Source organism: Spiroplasma endosymbiont of Thecophora atra (assembly GCF_964019735.1).
Classification (GTDB): Bacteria; Bacillota_I; Bacilli_A; order Mycoplasmatales; family VBWQ01; genus Spiroplasma_E; species Spiroplasma_E ixodetis_A.
This window is the reverse complement of sequence record NZ_OZ026464.1, coordinates 759,073-778,657: the sequence shown is the minus strand read 5'-3', so window position 1 is coordinate 778,657 and position 19,585 is coordinate 759,073. Positions and strand designations below refer to the sequence as shown.

16 protein-coding genes are annotated in these 19,585 nt (G+C 22.7%); 10 read left to right on the top strand and 6 right to left on the bottom strand.

Features of this window, described 5'->3' with window-relative positions:
* Positions 1-116 precede the first annotated feature (116 nt).
* Both AACL05_RS04385 and AACL05_RS04380 read left to right on the top strand, forming a co-directional pair.
* Positions 117-812 carry a hypothetical protein gene (locus tag AACL05_RS04385; RefSeq protein ID WP_338985760.1) on the top strand — a complete coding sequence of 232 codons (696 nt, stop codon included), beginning with the start codon at positions 117-119 and terminating at the stop codon, positions 810-812.
* Between the two features lie 176 nt (positions 813-988).
* On the top strand, positions 989-1,942 hold the full coding sequence (locus tag AACL05_RS04380; RefSeq protein ID WP_338960102.1) for a hypothetical protein: 954 nt from the start codon (positions 989-991) through the stop codon (positions 1,940-1,942).
* A 199-nt stretch (positions 1,943-2,141) separates the two neighbouring features.
* Here AACL05_RS04380 and gatB read toward each other — a convergent pair whose 3' ends face one another.
* From gatB to ligA, 4 genes are read right to left on the bottom strand one after another with little or no spacing between them, the layout of a single operon-like run.
* The gene (gene gatB, locus AACL05_RS04375; protein WP_338960099.1) at positions 2,142-3,581 is read right to left on the bottom strand and encodes an Asp-tRNA(Asn)/Glu-tRNA(Gln) amidotransferase subunit GatB; all 1,440 of its coding nucleotides are present in this window, start codon (positions 3,579-3,581) and stop codon (positions 2,142-2,144) included.
* Positions 3,574-5,046 (bottom strand): amidase family protein, encoded by a 1,473-nt coding sequence (locus tag AACL05_RS04370; RefSeq protein WP_338960097.1) that lies wholly within the window; start codon positions 5,044-5,046, stop codon positions 3,574-3,576. The genes gatB and AACL05_RS04370 overlap by 8 nt, the downstream gene beginning before the upstream one ends.
* A complete protein-coding gene (gatC, locus tag AACL05_RS04365) occupies positions 5,036-5,350 on the bottom strand; it encodes an Asp-tRNA(Asn)/Glu-tRNA(Gln) amidotransferase subunit GatC (protein ID WP_338960095.1) in 315 nt (104 codons plus the stop codon). The genes AACL05_RS04370 and gatC overlap by 11 nt, the downstream gene beginning before the upstream one ends.
* A complete protein-coding gene (ligA, locus tag AACL05_RS04360; RefSeq protein WP_338960092.1) occupies positions 5,343-7,358 on the bottom strand; it encodes an NAD-dependent DNA ligase LigA in 2,016 nt (671 codons plus the stop codon). Before ligA ends, gatC begins: the two co-directional genes overlap by 8 nt.
* Before the next feature lie 345 nt (positions 7,359-7,703).
* Between ligA and AACL05_RS04355 the strand changes: the two genes are divergently transcribed.
* Entirely contained in the window at positions 7,704-7,940 is a 237-nt protein-coding gene (locus AACL05_RS04355) for a hypothetical protein (RefSeq protein ID WP_286640752.1), read from the top strand.
* A 62-nt stretch (positions 7,941-8,002) separates the two neighbouring features.
* Here AACL05_RS04355 and AACL05_RS04350 read toward each other — a convergent pair whose 3' ends face one another.
* Positions 8,003-8,695, bottom strand: a complete 693-nt coding sequence (locus tag AACL05_RS04350; RefSeq protein ID WP_338960088.1) for a superoxide dismutase — start codon at positions 8,693-8,695, stop codon at positions 8,003-8,005.
* A 185-nt stretch (positions 8,696-8,880) separates the two neighbouring features.
* Between AACL05_RS04350 and AACL05_RS04345 the strand changes: the two genes are divergently transcribed.
* From AACL05_RS04345 to AACL05_RS04315, 7 genes are all read left to right on the top strand, one after another.
* Positions 8,881-9,957, top strand: a complete 1,077-nt coding sequence (locus AACL05_RS04345; protein WP_338960085.1) for a type II CAAX endopeptidase family protein — start codon at positions 8,881-8,883, stop codon at positions 9,955-9,957.
* A gap of 11 nt (positions 9,958-9,968) precedes the next feature.
* Positions 9,969-10,898, top strand: coding sequence for an RluA family pseudouridine synthase (locus AACL05_RS04340; RefSeq protein WP_338960083.1), 930 nt, complete (start codon positions 9,969-9,971; stop codon positions 10,896-10,898).
* Between the two features lie 154 nt (positions 10,899-11,052).
* Entirely contained in the window at positions 11,053-12,966 is a 1,914-nt protein-coding gene (locus AACL05_RS04335; protein ID WP_338960080.1) for a hypothetical protein, read from the top strand.
* A gap of 21 nt (positions 12,967-12,987) precedes the next feature.
* Positions 12,988-13,725, top strand: coding sequence for an Abi family protein (locus AACL05_RS04330; RefSeq protein WP_338960078.1), 738 nt, complete (start codon positions 12,988-12,990; stop codon positions 13,723-13,725).
* 155 nt (positions 13,726-13,880) lie between these two features.
* Positions 13,881-14,357: a hypothetical protein gene (locus tag AACL05_RS04325; protein ID WP_338985758.1), complete on the top strand. Its 477-nt coding sequence runs from the start codon at positions 13,881-13,883 to the stop codon at positions 14,355-14,357.
* A gap of 866 nt (positions 14,358-15,223) precedes the next feature.
* Complete coding sequence (locus tag AACL05_RS04320; RefSeq protein ID WP_338960074.1) at positions 15,224-15,727, top strand: Pycsar system effector family protein; 504 nt, start codon at positions 15,224-15,226, stop codon at positions 15,725-15,727.
* A gap of 236 nt (positions 15,728-15,963) precedes the next feature.
* Positions 15,964-17,439, top strand: coding sequence for an anthrax toxin-like adenylyl cyclase domain-containing protein (locus AACL05_RS04315; RefSeq protein WP_338960071.1), 1,476 nt, complete (start codon positions 15,964-15,966; stop codon positions 17,437-17,439).
* On the opposite strand, the gene AACL05_RS04310 is transcribed toward AACL05_RS04315, so the two are convergent.
* Entirely contained in the window at positions 17,414-19,480 is a 2,067-nt protein-coding gene (locus AACL05_RS04310) for a hypothetical protein (RefSeq protein ID WP_338985757.1), read from the bottom strand. The two genes, AACL05_RS04315 and AACL05_RS04310, sit on opposite strands and share 26 nt — an antisense overlap.
* Positions 19,481-19,585: the final 105 nt, after the last annotated feature.

Genomic DNA, 19,585 nt, shown 5'->3' with positions numbered 1-19,585 from the left:
TTAATGTATTATCATTGTAATAAAAATTATATGTTTTAATCTAAATATAAGTTTTTAACCGATTGCTTTATTTTTTAAAGTAAATAGGTTTTTTTATTTTTTGAAAGGAAAATATTATGTATACAATGGAAAAAAATAAGAAAGTACTAATTAAAAAAATAGAAAAAATTTTTAAAATAATTCAAATTAATCAAAAAAATTTAAGCAAAGAAAGAATACGGAAACATAATCAAAAACCTGAGGTTGGAACTAAAAAATTAAAATATGCTCAAAGGCCTGAAGTGAAAGCGAGAAAACGAGAATCTTATCAAAGATGGTCCCAAAAAAATAAAGAAAAAATACGAGAATATAATCACAGATGATGTCAAAAAAATAAAGAAAAAATACGAGAATATAATCAAAAGTCAGAAGTGAAAGCAAGAAAACGAGAATATTATTACAGATGATGTCAAAAAAATAAAGAAAAAATGAGAGAATATACTCAAAGTCCTATAGAGTGATATGATACTCAAATTTGCAAAAATTCAAAATATATTAAAACAAAATATGCGACAGTGATAGTAAAGCAAAAAGTTGATGATACGATAATGCTTTCTAACATCGTACCAATGCCAGTAACTAAAAGTAATGAAGAACAAGAAATAGTACACAAGGCAGATATATTTAACGTTAAAGATTTATCTAATGGTATTAATAACATTGAAACTAATATGTTTGAAAGACCAGAGATACCTAAAACGCCCGAGATTATTGATATAATTTTAGACATGTCAGAAAATATCTTATTTTCTGACATGTCAATGGTAAAGTAATTAGTAATAGTATTTAAAAGGAAAAAATATCAAAAGTATAAGTAAAGAATATTAATAGAATCTAATTTTGAAATAACTAGAGATGATATCTATAAATATTTAATGATTTACTAAATTAAGGGAAATTTATTTATTTAGTATTTAAAATAATAATTTTATGTAAAGGATGAAGAACAATGGACAATTATATTTATTTTTTTAGTAATAAATGAACACAATATAAAATAAAATGTTTGGATAAAAAGATACCAATTCTAAAAGGGAAATTTGATTCACTTAAAATTATTGAAGATTGAACAAATTCCTTAATCTTAGAATTAAATGATGAAATAAATAATTATTCATATAATTTTCAATTAACTACTTTAAAAGAGGTTTTTTTACCAAAAATACTTGAAGATTTTATTAATTTTAAAAAAAATAAAGATATTTTTCATTTAATAATAAATGAAAAATATCTTAAAAAAATAAAAGTATTAAATTTATTTATTAATAAACAAATTGAAAAAGATAATTTTTCTAAAAAACATTTAAAGAAAATTTTATTAAAAGTATTAAGGTTTAGAGTTTATTTTAATAGTAAATTGATAGAAGCAAAAAGCGATTTACTAACTTTAAATAGTAAAATAAAACTTTTATGAAAAGAGATTTTTGATAGGGACATAAAATTTTTACAAAAACAACAGCAGAAGTTAAAACAAAAAAATATCTTGATAGAGAATCAAAAGACAAAATTAAAAGAAAATATTAAAGATATTAAAGATAAATTAGAAAAAGAATTAAAAGCTGATTATCAAAATAATAAACTTACTAATTTTAAAATTCTTTTAGAAATACCAAAAAAAGCAAATTTTAAAATAGCATCTTTAGAAAAACAAATTACTAATTTAGAAATTAAACAATATGAATTACATGTTCAAATGCAAACATTACAACAAAAAAGTAATGAATTACATGAAAAGATACAACAATTACAACAAAAAAATAATGAATCAAATTTGAATCAAAGAAATATTAATGATCAAACAATAACCATCCAATTAAATAAACCAGAATTGACAAATAAAACATTAGTTAATAATTTAACAATGTCATTACAATTTTTAAGACCAACAAATAATTTTAATTAAAATTAAGAAAGTTACTTAAAAGAATAAAAAAAAATATTTTAATAAAATATTCATTAATTATTAATAAGACAAATGATGATTTAGTAATTAAAGAAAATTTAATTGAAGATGTAGATTTTAAATAAAATATTAGTATATAATTTATAATAAAAATATTCAAAGTATAATATAAAAATTCATAATTAAAAATTGATTGAAACTAATTATAGTTTTCAATCAATTTTTTTAATATTTCTTTAGAAACTTGTGGATTTGCTTGTCCTTTAGTTAGTTTCATTAATTGACCCATAAAAAATTTTAATGCTTTTTCTGGATTGACTTTATAAATAGTAATCATGTTTTCATTTGCTTTTAAAATTGTGATTAATATTTTTTCTAAATCATTACTATCACTTACTAAAGTAATACCTAATGTTCTAATAAGATCGGTAGGGCTTTTTTCATTATTAATCATAATTGCATTTAATAACTGTTTACTTTGTTTATCATTAATTTTTTGCTCATAAACTAGACTAACTAATTGTGATAGATTATTAGCAGTAAGTTCGCTGTTTTTAATAGTAGTGTTATTAATATTACAATAAGCTTGCACAGGACCTACTAAATAATTAAACGTAGGTAATATTAAATTATTAATGGCAACTGTTTGTTCAAAAATAGTTAATATTTCTACTTTGTCAATTAATAAATTAATATCTTTTATTGGTAAATTGTATTGTTTTTTTAATCTTTCCATTATTTGTTTAGGCAATTCAGGAAGATTTTTAGCAATCATTTTGATTCATTTTTCGTCTAGTTGAATTGGAAAAATATTTGGTTCAGGAAAGTATTTATAATCAATTTTATTTTCTTTGCTACGCATGCTAACGGTTTTATTAGTTTTTTCATCAAATCTTCTAGTTTCAAGATTAATTTTTTGTTTTTTATTTAAAATATTAGTTTGACGATTAATTTCATCATTTATTGCTAAAGTAATATTATGTGTAGAATTTAAATTTTTAATTTCAACTTTGGTACCTAAAGTATCACTACCATGTGGTTTTAACGATATATTAATATCGCATCGTAATGAACCTTCATTCATTTTAGCATAACTAACTTGTAAATGAATTAATAATTGACGTAGAGTATTAATATATGCTACTACTTGTTCGCTTGTGTTAAAAATTGGTTTAGTAACAATTTCTAATAAGGGAATTCCTGCTCGATTATAGTCTAGTAATGTTTTTTTATTATTATGAATTTGTTTTGCTGTGTCTTCTTCAATATGTAAGCGTTCAAAGCTAACAATAAATTCTTCATTATTTACAACTATTGGTAATTCACCGTTTGTACCAATTGGATGAAAAAATTGTGTGATTTGATAACCTTTAGGTAAATCGGGATAAAAATAACTTTTTCGATCAAAACGTAATAGTGGATCAATATTCATTTTTAAAGCAGTACATGTTTGAATTGCCATTATAATAACAGCTTGATTAACTGTTGGTAATGTTCCTGGATAGCCACAATCAATGGCATTAATTTGAGTATTTGGTTTTTGACCAAAAGTATTGGCGGCGTTGGAAAAACATTTAGTTTTAGTTTTTAATTCACAGTGGATTTCAATACCCATTACAACATCATATTTATTATTCATGATCATCACCTAGTAGTTTATTATTAAAATTAATTTTTTTACTTAAAAATGAAGCAATATTCAATATAACTTGATCATTGAAAGGTGCACCATTAATATTAAAACCAATCGGTAAACCATTAACAGTAGTTAACGGAATATTAATGCTTGGTCCACCATTTAAGTTAGAAAGTAGTAGTAAGTCTTCTAAATAATCATGTTCACTTTTAATAACTTTTTTTTGTTCTAATACATCTTTAATTTTTGGAACTGGATTAATATTTGGCATAATAATGAAAGCATCATATTTTTTAAAGATAGTATTTAAATGTTCAACAATTAATCTTCTTACTTTTTTAGCTTTGTTAAATAATTCTTCTTGATGATTTTCAGATAAAGCATATGCACCAATAATGTATCTGCGTTTTACCATATCACCGAAACCAAATGTTCGTGAATTTGTCATAACTTCTTGATAATTTTTACCATTTTTACGAACACCAAAATTAATACCAGTTAGATTTGCATGGCAACTGGTTGCTTCAGCAAAAGAAATAATCATATAGACTGGTAATAAAGATTGTAATAATTCTTTATTAAATTCAATTTGTTGAACTTTTGCACCACCATCAGTTAAATGCTTTATTGCTTCATCAAAACTAGATTTAACTATATCATTTCACTGATAATCATTATAATTTAAAATAGCAATATTTTTACCTTCTATATTTTGATTTAAGTTTTTAGTATAGTTTTTTTCTTTACTTTGAACACTAGTAAAGTCTTGTTCATCAAATAAAACAATACTATCCAAGACAATGGCAATATCTTCGACATGATTAGTAAATATACCAACTGTGTCTAAACTTGGAGCATAAGGAAAAACACCATTTCGTGAAATTAAACCATACGTTGGTTTAAAACCAACAATACCACAATAAGCGGCAGGTTTACGTATTGAATCACCAGTATCTGTTCCTAAAGCAAATGGTACAATTCCAGCAGCGACTAAAGCTGCACTGCCACTAGAACTACCACCAGTGATATGTTTTAAATTCCAAGGGTTTAAGACATGACCAGTAGCTGCATATAAACCATCTCCACCCATTCCTAGTTCATCAAGAGCAGTTTTAGCTATATTAATGGCTTTATTATTTGTTAATAACATATTAACAGTACTGTCATAATTAGGAATAAAATTAGCAAGAATTTTTGATGAACCTGTTGTTAAGAAATTAATAGTAGCAATATTATCTTTCATTACAAATGGAATTGCTGCTAATAAATTATCATTAATTTCTTGTTCAGTAATTAATTTTGTTTGTTTAATGGCATTTTGTTCTAGTGAAGTAACAACAGCATTTAATTTTTTGAATTGTTCTAATCGTTTGTATACTAATTTAGTTAATTGATCTGGAGTAAGTATTTTTGTTTTTAATAATTCATGAAGTTGACGAATTGAAAGTTGGTGGTAATTAATTTTCATGATTAATCACCTGATTAATACTAATGTAATTATTTTCAACTTCTGGAGCAATATTTAAAACACTTTTAGACGTTAAATGAGTTCCAACATTATCGGAACGTAATAAATTATTAATAATAGGAAATGGGTAATTTAAAGGTTCAATATCATTTGTATTGATATTTGTTACAATTTCCATTTGTTTTTCAATAGCTTTAAATTCTAGTAAAAGATTTTCACATTGTTCTTCGCTTAAATTGAACATAAGTTCGTTAGCAAATTCATGTAGCATTTTTGTTGTCATTTTCTTTTCAATTTTATCCATTTTTAGCTACCTCTTTCAATAAATTTTGTAATTGCTCTTCATTAATAATTTTAACATTAAGTTTGCGTGCTTGTGCTAATTTATTTCCTGGATTTTCTCCAACAATTAAATAAGAAGTATTATTACTAATAGTATTGGTAATTTTAGCACCATAGTTATTTAATAATTCAATGAATTCGTTACGACTTTTAGTTAAAGTTCCTGTTAAGACAAAAGTTTTACCATTCAATACTTGTGATTGGTTTTTTTGTAAATAATTAAAGTTAAGTTTAAAGTTTTGCAAGTTATTAATTAGTTGTTGATTAGTAGGATTAAGGAAATAATCAATAACACTAGTAGCGATTGTTGGACCAATTTCATTAGTATTAGCTAGATCATCAAAGGTTGCTTCCATTAAGTTATTTAAAGTTAAATATTTTTTTGCAAGAATAATTGCTGTTTTTTGACCAACATGGCGAATTCCCAAACCGAATAAAAGTCTTTCTAAGGAATTTTGTTTTGATAGAATAATTGAATTAGCAAGATTAGTGAAAGATTTTTCACCAAAACGTGGTAATGATAGTATTTCTTTTCGTAAATTAACTAAATTGTAAATATCACTAATAGTTTTAATTCATTTTAAATCTAAAAAACGTAATAATATTTTTTCATTTAAACCAATAATATCCATAGCATTTCTTGAACAGAAGTGCATTAATGATTTAAGAATTCGTGATGGACAGTCACTATTAATGCAAAATTGATCAACTTCTGGCGGAACTTGTTCTAATTTTGTTTTACAAACCGGACAATGGATAGCTTTTTTAAAAATAATATTGTTTATTTGACGATTACTAATAATTGGTGCAATTACTTCTGGAATAATATCACCAGCTTTTTTAACACTTACTAAATCATTAATACGTAAATCACGATTAATAATATAATCACCATTATGAAGTGTGGCAAAAGTAACGGTAGTACCAGCAATTATCACTGGTTGTAATCTAGCATTATAGGTTATTTTTCCTGTTCTACCAACAGTTGGAAATATATCTAAAAGTTTAGTAACACTAGTAACAGCAGGAAATTTATAAGCTATTGCTCATTTTGGTGCCTTATTAGTTCTTCCTAACATATCATAACTGGTTAGATCATTAATTTTAATGACAATACCATCAATTTCATATGGTAATGTATTTCTTAACTTTTCATATTTTTGAATATAAATTCATACTTCTTCAATATTTTTACATAACTGTCATTGTTCATTAATTTTGAAACCATATTTTTGTAAGGTAAATAATGCTTGTTCATGGGTTTTAATATTATCATTAGTAGCATTAATATAATAGTAAAGAAAACCATCTAATTTTCTTGAATTAACAATATTAATATCAAGTTGACGAATAGTACCAGCTGCAGCATTGCGAGGATTAGCAAAGAGTGGTAAGTTTTGTTGTTGTTGTTTTTCATTAATGCGATTAAATTCTTCTTTACTTAAATATATTTCTCCTCTTACTTCTAATTTAGAATTAATTGGTATTATTTTTGGTATTGTTTTAATTGTCAAAATATTATTGGTAATGTCTTCACCAGCAATTCCATCACCTCTGGTAGCAGCAGTTTTTAATTCTCCTTTTTCATAAGTTATGGAAATTGATAGACCATCAATTTTTAGTTCACAAACATATTCAATGTTATTTTCTGATAATGTTTTTTTAATTTGTTGATCAAATTTTAGTAAATCTTCATAATTAAAGGCATTACCCAAACTTAGCATTGGTTGTTGGTGAAAAATTTTTGTTAAAGAATTAATTGGTTTATTACCAACAGTTTTAGTTGGAGAATCATTACTATTAAATTGGGGATATTGTTCTTCTAATTTTACTAATCTATGATAGGCGCTATCATAAAGTTCATCACTAACGGTAGGTGCATCTAAAACATGATATTCATAATTTCATTGTTTAATTTGGTTTCTTAATTGTATTATTTCAATTTTAATATCATTATTTTTGTTACTCATATTACTTTCTCCCCTAATTGGTTTGTTAATAAGACATAATTAATTATAAATGAATTATTACTTTAATTGTAATATTGTTTTATAAAAGTATAATTTAGTAATGTAAATAAAATAAATAAATAATAATATACATTTTTTTAAAAAAATGATTATAATAAAATTAGTATTAAAAAATAATGGCTAATTAAGTATTTGGTTTTTTAAACTCTTATTAAGTTTATTTGACTTAAAGGTTTTTTTGTATATAACTAGATACATTTTTTAATATTAACCTTTGATAAGTTTTAAGTATAGTATTAAAACTAAAGATAATTACTTTAATTTTATATGAGTTAGGAGTAAGTTATGAAAGATACATATGCATCTGTTCGTTTAGCACAAAAGCCAGAAAATGCTTTTGCTTGTCATCGTTGTGGTAGGGTTATTTTAATTGCCGAATTTTTAGAAGCAAAAAATATTCAATTGAATTGTAATCGATGTGGTTTTAAAAAACATGTTGAAAAAATCAAAATAGAAAAAAAAGCAGAAATTAAAAAAACTAGAATTGCTGCTATTTCTTCCAAAAATTCTTCTAAAAAATAACTTAGCTTAGATTAATATTAATAATATTATAAAAAAAAGAACTCAACTGAGTTCTTTTTTACTTATTTTTTATTTTTTTCATTTAAATACTCTTGATAATTATTATTTACTTGTTCTCAATTGATAACTTTTAATAATGCTTGTAAGTATTTCTCTTGTTCATTTTTATATTGTAGATAATGTGCATGTTCTCATACATCAATAGCGATCAATGGGTACATGTTCAAGAATCATGGATTGTCTTGATTAAAAGTTTTGTATAGTCTTAATGTACCATTATTATCAATTACTAATCATGCTCAACCACTTCCAAAAATATCCATGGCAGTTTTTGTTAAAGCAGCTTCAAATTTTTCATAAGATTCAAAGCGATTAATGATTGCTTTACCAATAGCTGATTTTTCATTAAAACCTTTATTTTTCCCCAATAGTGAAAAGAAAAGATTATGATTAATTACTCCCCCACCAAATTGTCGAATGCTACTTTGTAATTTTTTTACATTACAAGTTTCTTTATCCTCACATATATCTTCTAATTTACAATAATTACTTAATAAACGATTTAGTTCCCCTTTAGTTTCAAGATTATAATCAGAAAAAACTTTCGGATGTTTATCCATCACTAATTTTAAAGAAGTTAAATATTTCTTATGAAGTTCTTCATAATGATGTTTAATTGTTTCTTGTGAAATGTAAGGTTCTAAAGCATCATAATTATATGGTAAATCGATAATATTAATCTTGTATTTAGGCATTCTTTTCTATCCTCCTTTTCTTTTTAAACTCTTCACATATAAATATTGCATTGCATTATAATAAATTAATATAAAATTACAAGTTTATTATATTACAAGATTTCTCACTATATGTTATACTAAAAATTAATATTAAATACTAATTTTACTAACAAAGGGTGAAAGTTTTCGTGCAGTACTTATACATGTTTAATAAAAAATCTAATCAAATTAATGTTTCTCACAACAATGATATCATACGTAGAATTAATGTAAACCAAACTGATAACATTAATAGTAATAATTTAGAAAAAAATGAACAAAAACAATCATTTATTGATAAATTTACTTCAAAATCCCTTAGTTGTGATGACACCAATAACTTTAATTTCAAAACAGCCAGTTGAACTCTAACAATAATTTATCTTATATCTTTTATTATAATTCCAATTCTTTATAGTTTAATCAAAACTTATGCTGTAAAAGATACTAGTCAAAGTTCATTTCTTAGTCTTTTTATTTTTAGTTTATTGCCAATTTTTGGCTTGGTTGTTTCACTTGGTATTGATTGAGAAGCTATGATTAAAAAAGGCGGGTGGGCTGCTTATAGTCATAGTGTATTTGGTTTTATTAGTGTAGTATTTGTTCTTTTATTTTTTATTGCAACAAAAGTTATTAGTGGTAAAGATGATGATGTAACTTCGCTTGCTACTACATTTTTAATTCAACAGTTATTTCAATTGTTAGGATCAATTTTAGTATTAGTATTTTGTAGATCATTACGTGAGAGAATTATTACTACTTTAAAAGAAGCAAAATTAGATTTAATAACTTGAGTTACCATTTTTGCTGTTATTGGTACTATTTTAAATATTATTTTCAACATAATTCCTAAATTTAGTGAATTTAATATGTTAACAAGTAATAATACTTCAAAAAATCAAGATGTTTTAAACTTATTAATGAATAGTCCGTATGGCATTTTTGTTTTAGTTCTTAGTACTATTTTTATTGCTCCAATTAATGAAGAAATATCATATCGTCATGGTACTTTTACCATTGTTCGTTATCGTTGATTAGCATATGCAGCTTCATTAATTTATTTCCCATCAATGCATGTTATGGATAGTGGTGATTGAAATAATATTATTGGTTATTTAGGATTTAGTATTATATTACCCTTATTATTTATAATGACACGGGGTAATACTACATATACTATTGGTTTACATGCTTTTTCTAATCTAATTGCAACTATTTCTGGTTTTATTAATAAAAATTAAAAGGAGAAATTATGACTACCTTAACAATTACTCCCAATGATGCTGATCAAACTTTAATTAATTATTTAAAAAAAGTATTTAAAACACTACCACTGTCAAAAATTTATCGTTTATTTAGAACAAAAAAAATCAGAGTTAATAATAAAACTACTACTGATTTTAAATATCGCTTACAAGAAAATGATTTAGTAGTCATTTATGAAAGTAATTTAGTTGTTAACTATAAACCAGAAAAAATTACTAAAGAAGCACCAATTGAATTGTTTTATGAAGATGATAATTTTTTAATTGTTAATAAAGATCATAATATTGTTGTCCACCAACCATATGGTTCTTGCTTAGATAACATGGTAAAATATTATTTACAACAAAAATACCCGAAGAAGAAACGTGAGCAAACATTTAATATTAGTCATCAGTATCGTTTAGATAAACTAACTAAGGGTTTAATTATTTATCCAAAAAATAAAATGACACAAAACGTACTTCATAATGCTACTAAAAATGGTCAAATTATTAAAAAATATTTGGCTATTTGTTCTGGTCAATTAACTAAAAATTTAAATATTTCTGGTTATATTACTCATGATGAGTTAACAATGAAAATGAAATTTTCAATTGAACCAAGTGAACAAAGTAAAAGTTGTAGCACCATCTTTACACCAATATTTAATACTAAAGACTTTACTTTAGTTGAGTGTCAATTAGTTACTGGTAGAAAACATCAAATTCGTAGTACTTTACAATTTTTAAATTTGCCAATTGTTGGTGACACTAAGTATGGGTCAACAATAGTTACCCCTAATAAAATTGCATTATTTGCTTATTATTTGTCATTTAATGATTTAGAAGAACCATTTACTTATTTGAATGATCAAAATTTTATAATAAAAGATTTAAAAACAGATTTAATTAAACAGATTAAAAAAGAAAAATGATAAAATTAATCTATACTAATATATAGATTACATTTTTATTTTTTTGCTATTTTTTATTTTTAATAGTGATTAATAATATTGAACTTTTAATTTTGGGTTGTTAACATATTTAAATAAAAAACAAAATTAGTTTTATTTATATAGATTGGGTGAAGTAATGACAACTAAAAAAGGTATTTTTAATACAATTGTTGGTGTTATCATGACAATTATTATCTCTATTTTACAGTTAACTTTTCTTTATGTTACTGGTTTAGCATACGGTGAAAAAATTAATGGTTTAATTCGTGTTATTATTTCTTTTTTGACTTACCTTAGTTTGACAGAAGGAGGACTTGGTTTAATTACCATTTTTTCTTTATATCGTCCGTTACAAAATGATGATTATGAAACCGTCAACGATATTATTAATACGACAAGAAAAAATTATCATCATTCAGGAAGAATATATTTAATTATTCTTGTCAGTGCTGGTTTTATTTTAGGATTAGCTAGTGTTCATTTACCAGAAATTGGTTTAGATATGGAAATTCCTTTTTGACAAGTAGCACTTATTATTATTTCTTTAGGATCACGTGAATTAATCTTTTTTTATTTTAGTGGTGCTTATCAAAATTTAATTCAAGCTGATCAAAAAGGTTATTTAAATCGTTTAATTTTTATTTTTTCAGAGATTATTATGTATATTTTACTAATGACGTTATTAGTTATTAGAAAGTCTGATGGTAAACCGATAGATATGTATATTCCTTTTTTTGCTTATTTTGTTTGTGGTGTATTAAAAGCATTTGTTACTTTTATCGTTATTAAAATTGAATATCCATGATTACAACATAAAAAATGAACACAACAAAAAAGGATGCTAAAACAATCGTGATGAGTAGCCCTGAATCGTTTACCTGACATGATTATTTCTAACATTGATATTATTTTAATTACTTTATTTTTATCACTGACAACAACATCAATTTACACTATTTATATTATTATTGCTACAACGATGCGCTCAATTGCTTTAATTTTAATTAGTTCTTTTCGCGAAGTTTTTGGATATTGAATTGCCAAAAGTGGACGAATTAGATGAACTGTGTATACTAAATTTGAGTTATATGCTTATATGATTGCTGGTTTTTTATTTATTAATCAATTTATTATTACTCAATATTTAGTGTCTGCTTTAAGTATTACAAATATTAATAATTCTGATGGTAATTTTGATTCTTCAAAAAATCTTTTTATTAATTTATTTTTGTCACAACCATGATTTATTTTACTTTTATCTTTAAAAAATACAATTCAAGTGGCAACCGAACCAGGAAAAGTTATTGTAAATGCTACTGTAAAACACAAAGAAACAATTTGAGGTTCATATATTCAATCAATAATCAATCTTGTTTTAGGTGTTATTTTGGGTTGAATACTATCAAATTTAGGTTGAAAACATCAAAGTTATCAATATTTATCATTAAGTTTATATATGATTCTTTTATCAAGTTGTATTGGTTGAGTTTATCGTTTAATTTCAATCTGAGTTTATGTTTGAAAACATTTGACGTATAATAGTGATTTACGTTTTATTATTCAAAATACTTTAGTGTTAATTATTCCAATTTTAGCAGTAACATTATTTGGATGTCTTTATTTCTTTGATAAATATCCACCAACATATAATTTCACAGATTATAGTTTTGTATTACGAGTTATCGGTTATTCATTATTGTATTCATCAATTTTAATTTTTGGTTTAGCAATGACTATTAATTTTCGTCAGTTTTGATCAATTTTTAATTTTAAGAAATTTTTTACTAATTTATTTTCACGTAAACGTAAGCAAAAAGCATTTATGAATCAAGAAGTACAAGAATTTTTTAAAGATAGTAATAAACCTAAAAATAACTTTACTAATAAAACATTTGATTGAACTGCTACTTATCAAAGTACCAATATGAACGTTGATGACTTTATTGAACAAGAGTTGTTACGAAGAAAAAAAGAAGTAGATATTAAAAGTGAAACAAAAGAATCTGAAAATTCTTCTATTCGCGTTGGTATTTATAAAATTAGAGGTTAGTTTATTTAAGGAGTGAATTACATGTTATTAAATGAAGAATGATTTGTAGAAAATATTGTTGAAGAAAAATATTTAGAATTATTAAAGCGTAATTATCCTCAACATCAACTTAAAGATTTATTTTTATTAAACATTGATTTACGTTTATTGTATTTAAAACATATTTTAATGATTGAAAATTCTTTAAAAAATGCTTTATTACATCAACTTTTTAATGATAATGTTCAAAATTTAGATAATGCTACTTTTCTTAATCCAGAACACCTAGCTCAAATGAAAACAGCTTTACGTTTGATTCGTGCTGGTTATAATAAATATAATAGAAGTGGTGTTTTAAAATCACGAACAATACGCAGTTTAATAGAAGTTATGTCATTTGAATGAACAATGAAATTATTACAAACTTTAAATGATAAAAGTATCGCTAAGATTGCTCATTATTTTGGTATCAAAGAATTTAATGATAGTAAAATTTTATTAGAACAGTTAGAATATATTAAAGATGTTCGTAATTATTTATCACATAATTTTAAAGTATTAGCAATTCAATTTAAGTATAAAGAACGGTTCGCTTATTATGAACAAACTTTAAATGCTAATAATGATCATCATTATTTGCACTTATTAATTACTCGTTTTTCTAGTAAAAACCAATTACTAGCGCCATTTAATGTTGATTATGAAAATTTATTTAATAGTTATGATGTTAAAATTCATGATTGTGTTAAGAAAGATACTCAAAGTATAATCCATACTTAATATAGAAAAATTATTAAATTTTAGTAGATTTAATTTAATAAGTATATTATAATGATATCAATTAATTACTAGTGTAAAATAAACCATTGTCGTTTAAAAACGACAATGGTTTATTTTATTTAGAGTTAATGAAAATTAAAGAAAGTAGGAAAAAAATGAAGTCAGAGTATAATGAAAAAAAAGATTTAAATATTACAGAATTAAAACGACTTGACTTATTAAAAGAGTTATTTCCTAAGGAAATTATTAGTAAAAAAAATCTTTTTCAGATAATGAATCATTTTTATAAAAATTTAGAAGTAAAATATAAAGGTATATCTAATTATTTTGCTCCAAATATTGAAAAAACCGAAAATAGTATATTCCTTAATACAATTTTTAATTTAAACAAAATGAAAATCACAGATAATATACAAAAGGGTTTTTTAAATTGTTTATTATTGAAAGGTAATGCTGAACAATTATATGCAAGTTTGTTAAAAATATCAGAAGTACAAAAGGCGCTTGATCAATTTATTGAAAGAAATAATGAATCAGTTACAAGAAGTTTTTCTGCAACAGTAGTATTAGATATCAATAAAGAAGATACAGTATCTACTTTCGTTATTGAAAAAAATAATATTTCTTTATAATTAATTATATTTATAAACTTAAAATATTAGAAAATAATAAAAAACATTAAAGAAAATGGCTTAAATATTTAAGTATTTTATTAAAAAAAGAATTATAAAAATTACTATTATCCTATTTAAAATTTATTTAAATAGGATATTTTAAGTTATAAAAATAATTAGAAATACTTAATTATTTATTTGATAGTATGTTGTAAATAATTAATAATTTTGTTTTTTTATATAAAATATAATATTAAATTAATAAAAAAATAAACTTATCAAAATATAATTTGATATTGATAGTTGAACATAAAAAATAAAAACGTTATACTATCTCTGGAGTTAAATGGTAAAAGAATTAGTGTTAAATATAATATTTAAATATATTAATTATTAATGTTTTAAATTATTATCAAAATAGTATTTAAAAATATTAACAAAAGTAAATTTATAATTAAAGTCAATTTTTATTAACAATATTAAAATATTAATGTAATTTTATAATTAATAATAACTTACAGTCAAATATTAATTTAATTGAATATGCTTTTATAAAACGTTCTAATTTTTAAAAATTTTCTTATCAAAAACCATAAAAATAATCTTAGTTTGAAAAAACCAAAAACTATTTTTTAGATAGTTTTTTATTAATAGTTAATAATAATTATCAAAGTTTGCAAAAAATCATCATAATGTTTTATAAAACAAAATTAAAAATAAACTTGATAAAAATAATTTCAAAGATAAGAATAGTTGTTGTTTTTAGTTACACTTAAAAATTTAAATGTAGCTTAAAGAAATAGAAATTAAAAAAAATAAATTTAATTATTAATTTAATTTATTTTTTATTTAAATCAATAACTAATAAAAAGGAATTTTAACTAATGAATGACAATGAAGTTAATTTACTAAATGAAATTAAAAAACAAATAGAAAGATTTGATGGAAAGGCTAGCATATTATCAGCTATTGCCGGTGCTCTGTTAGGACTGTCTTTTGGTTGAATACCAATATTTAAAAATATTGAAAATTGTAATATAACAATTAAAACATGTTTTTTATTTACTTTTGTACTTTTATATGTAGTGTTTTTATGTTTAGCATTTTTATTTTTTATTTTAACAATTTTTCCAAGAAGTACACCTAAAAAACTTAATAAAATAAGAAAAAATGATTATACTCTTTATTATAAAGATTTACAAAAAATGAAACCTGATAGTATTAAAGAAATAATTTTACAAGATCAAGAAACTGACTTATTGAAACGAATTCAAATTAATTCTATTATAACTTGTAAAAAACATAAAATGTTAGTTTTAGGTATTTTATTTTTAATTTTATCAACGCTTTCAATAGTTACTTCACTTTTACTTTATATGTTTATATAAAATAAACTAGAAAAATTAATAAAAAAGACTATTTTTAAAAATAGTCTTTTTTCCTTTTTGTTTTTAAAAATGTGTACACTTATTTAGGATATTTTTTATAAAATTAGAAAAATAATTCCAAAAATATTGATAAATTAATGTTTTAATTACAAAAAAAGTAATAAAAAAGAAAAGAATTTTTCTTTTTTTTGAAATGTAATTAACAGATAAAAAGAAAGAAGGAGAAATAAAAAACTATGGAAATTTATGTTAATGATGAAGTTAAACAATGCAAAAATAATGGAATTTTTGAAGAACATTTTGCAGGTTTTATTAAAACTGCTCAAGAAGAAAATGTAGTTCTTATTGTAAGAAATGTTAATCCAATAACAAAAGTATTAATACCTCAAAAATATCCAGCAAAACATTTTAGTATTAAAAATAAAAGTTCTGATTGAGGTGTACAATCTGGCTTTATAATTTCTTTAGATGAGTTAACATTTTTAAGCAAGATAGGATTAAAAGATAATGAAACACAAACTGAAAAAATAAATCTTCTTTGTAAGAAATTTTCAATAAAATTAAATAAAAATAATAAAGATAATAAAATAAATCCAGTTTCTTTAAAATTAAAAAATAATGAAACTATTTTAAAAATTACTAATGAACATTTTTTCTTTTTATTAGTTAATATGGAAAAATTTGGAATTATTGATGCTGAATTTTTTTTGGATCAAATTTTTGTTAAATGTTGTCAACCAAAAAATAAAAAAAACGAGATAGTACTTTATTTAGAAAAAGAAAAAAATAATAATACATATAATGTTTATTATATTTTTGCGCTTGATGAAGAAAATAATATTAAAAATTTAAATAATAGAGATTTAAAAGAAATAATAGAAATTGAAAAAAATAATTTAATTTATTTTCCAATTTCTATTTTTTGTCAAGAAATTTCTAAAGAAAAAAAACCAATAATTCCTGATTATGATCTTTTTGCAGTTTGTTGAACAATAGATGAATCAATAAAATATCATCAACCACCAATACCTACTAATTCATTTGCAGCATTGAAAATAGATAGTTGATCAAATAGTTATAGAGAAAGAGATTTGAGTAAAATTTTTAAAAAAGGTCATAATTATGAAAATTTTTTTGATTTTAGATACTCTTTAGAAATATCAAATACTTTAGAAAACAAAGTATTTCTTGATAAATTAAGTAAAAATTTGGGTTATGAAGAGGCAATAAATGATCAATTATGTCCAATCCAGCATTCTTTTGAACTTGTTAATATTAACGTTAGAGATTTTAATGAAAATTTTTATACATTTTTTTTACCTAATCAACAATTATTAACTGATTTTACATTTCCTAATGGAATAAAAGTAGATAAACAGACTATTTCTTATTTTGCTGTTTATGAACCTTTTAATGATGGAATTTTTTTATGAGAAAAATTTCTAGAACCTTTTTTGTTTTATATAAAAACAAAAGGATATTATGTTCCAAATAATTGTTTTGTAAAACAAACTGATTTTTTAGGTTTTGCTAATTCATTTAATCCTTGAGTTAGAAAAATAAGAGAAGAACAAAGTGAAAGACGGAAATCTAATGAACTAAGTTTATCAGTTAATGTTGAAGCAGTAAATAGCTTAAAAAATGATAAACCTAATTCCAAAAAAATAAAAGAACAGTTATTTTGTATTAATTCAAATTTGTCTTTGTGTTAGATTGCTTTTTTTTAAATTGTTGTTTTAAGTATCAATCATAAATAATAGCAATAATAGTTAAAATGAAACCAATACCAAGAAAACCAGAAATAATATAACCTAAAGTATTACCACGCGCTTCATTAATTGTTCAATTAACTGATAAATTTCTTAGATTATTAATTTCTTTTGCATTCATATTTTCTAGCTCCTTAGAAGTATAATTAAGTTTTAAAGCAGCATTTCATAATTTTATACCAGTATCAGCAGTTCAAAATTCAACAATAGGTAAATTATTACCATGATAAATAGTAAAATATTGTCAGTTGCTAATATTATTTCAATTAACAGTTTGTAGTAAATATACATTATTATTGCTTTTGGCATTTAATTTAAAAGTAGTTTTTGGTTTTAATGTTCATAAATTCATTTTATTCATAGTAGTACTATCAATAGTAATAATATTTACAAATTGGATAGTATTATCATAGTTAAAATTAATTGTAAAACCGTCATTAGTATTAGTGCTATTAATATCATATAAATTATTATTTACTATTCCAACATATTTAGTATTAGTATTAGTACTATTATCTAGTGTTGGCAAAATATTTTGATTATATATTAATACATGATAAGTTATTATTTCATCTTCAAATTTAATATTAATTTCAGAATTACTATTAATAATAGTCGTAATACTATTATTAATATTTGGTAATAATGGTTGATTATCATTAATAGTAATATCTTTTAGCTCATCATTAGTTACATTTAAAATTAAACTATTATTACTAATTCAATTATTAGTACGATTAACTGCAGTGAGTTTATCTTTATCAATATATGAATTAATAAAATTAGTCAATTGTTCATCTTTAGTTTTAGTAAATTTAATAGTATTAATTCGACTTCAATTGTTATTTTTACTATCACTTAGTAATAATTTACTTGTATTATTATTAATAAAACCAAGATTATCATTTATTCTTTGGAAATTGGCACAATAACCAATTTTAGTAAAAGTACCTAATTCATTTACAAAATAGCCAATTTCTTGTTCATCAATAAAAACACCTAAACCATCATGAAGTAAAATGAAATTATTCATATAATGTTCATTAATTTTTGTAAGTTTAATATCATTACTATCAGTAATGCTTAAATGATAAGGTTGTCCAAAAAATTTGGAGCTATTTTTGAGATTTATATTTAAAATTCCTTGATTGTTACCAGTCTTGCTAAAAAAAACAATAGTAGTACTAAACAGTGGTTCCTTATTAATAATTAATGGTTTTGTTGTAGCATTACCATTATCATCTATTGTTAAATAAAATAATTGCCCATTAACATCACGAATAATGCCACCATTATCATTAATGGCAACAAAAGAATTTAATAGTATTGGATTAGGAACATTAATATTAATTGGTTTGATATTACCATCAACTTTTAGAATATAAGAATTTTGATCACCACCAACAAAAACGCCAAAAGTAGCATTTATAGTAGTAAAACTAGTTTTACCTTTTCCATAATGATAGAGAGTAACTAACTTAGTTACTTTTCCGTCTGTATTAATTAAGTCAGCACCAATATCGGTACTAACGATATTATTACCAAAGTTAGTAAAAGTATGATTTGGAGTTTCAATGGCAGTAGCATCATCACTAATACCATTTTTAGTCATTAAAAATGAATTATTAATAAAATTACTATCATCACTTTTATGAAAATTATTTAAAGTAGCAATTCCTAAGTTATCATCAAATCTAATAAAATTACTAATTTGTAAGTCTAAATTATTATATGTGCCATCCTTATTTAATAAATAAGATTGTGCTTGTGAATTTGTAAAAATACCAGCAATAGAATTAGTTGAATCATTTTTATTTCAATTATAAAAATTTCCACTTTCAAAAGTTAAGGTTAAACTTTGTTCGTTTAGGATAGTATTTTCTGATTTTATTTCTTTATGATGATAATTATTTATTTTCACTTGGCTTAAATTAGTAAAAGTGACTAGTGAAATAGTAACTAGTGTATATAAAATTTTAAACATATTATCAATTCCTTTAATATAAACTAATATTAATTATAAAGATTTTGAAGATAGTGTATAGCAAAATAATAAAAATAAGTTACAATTTATATATGATATTTTATA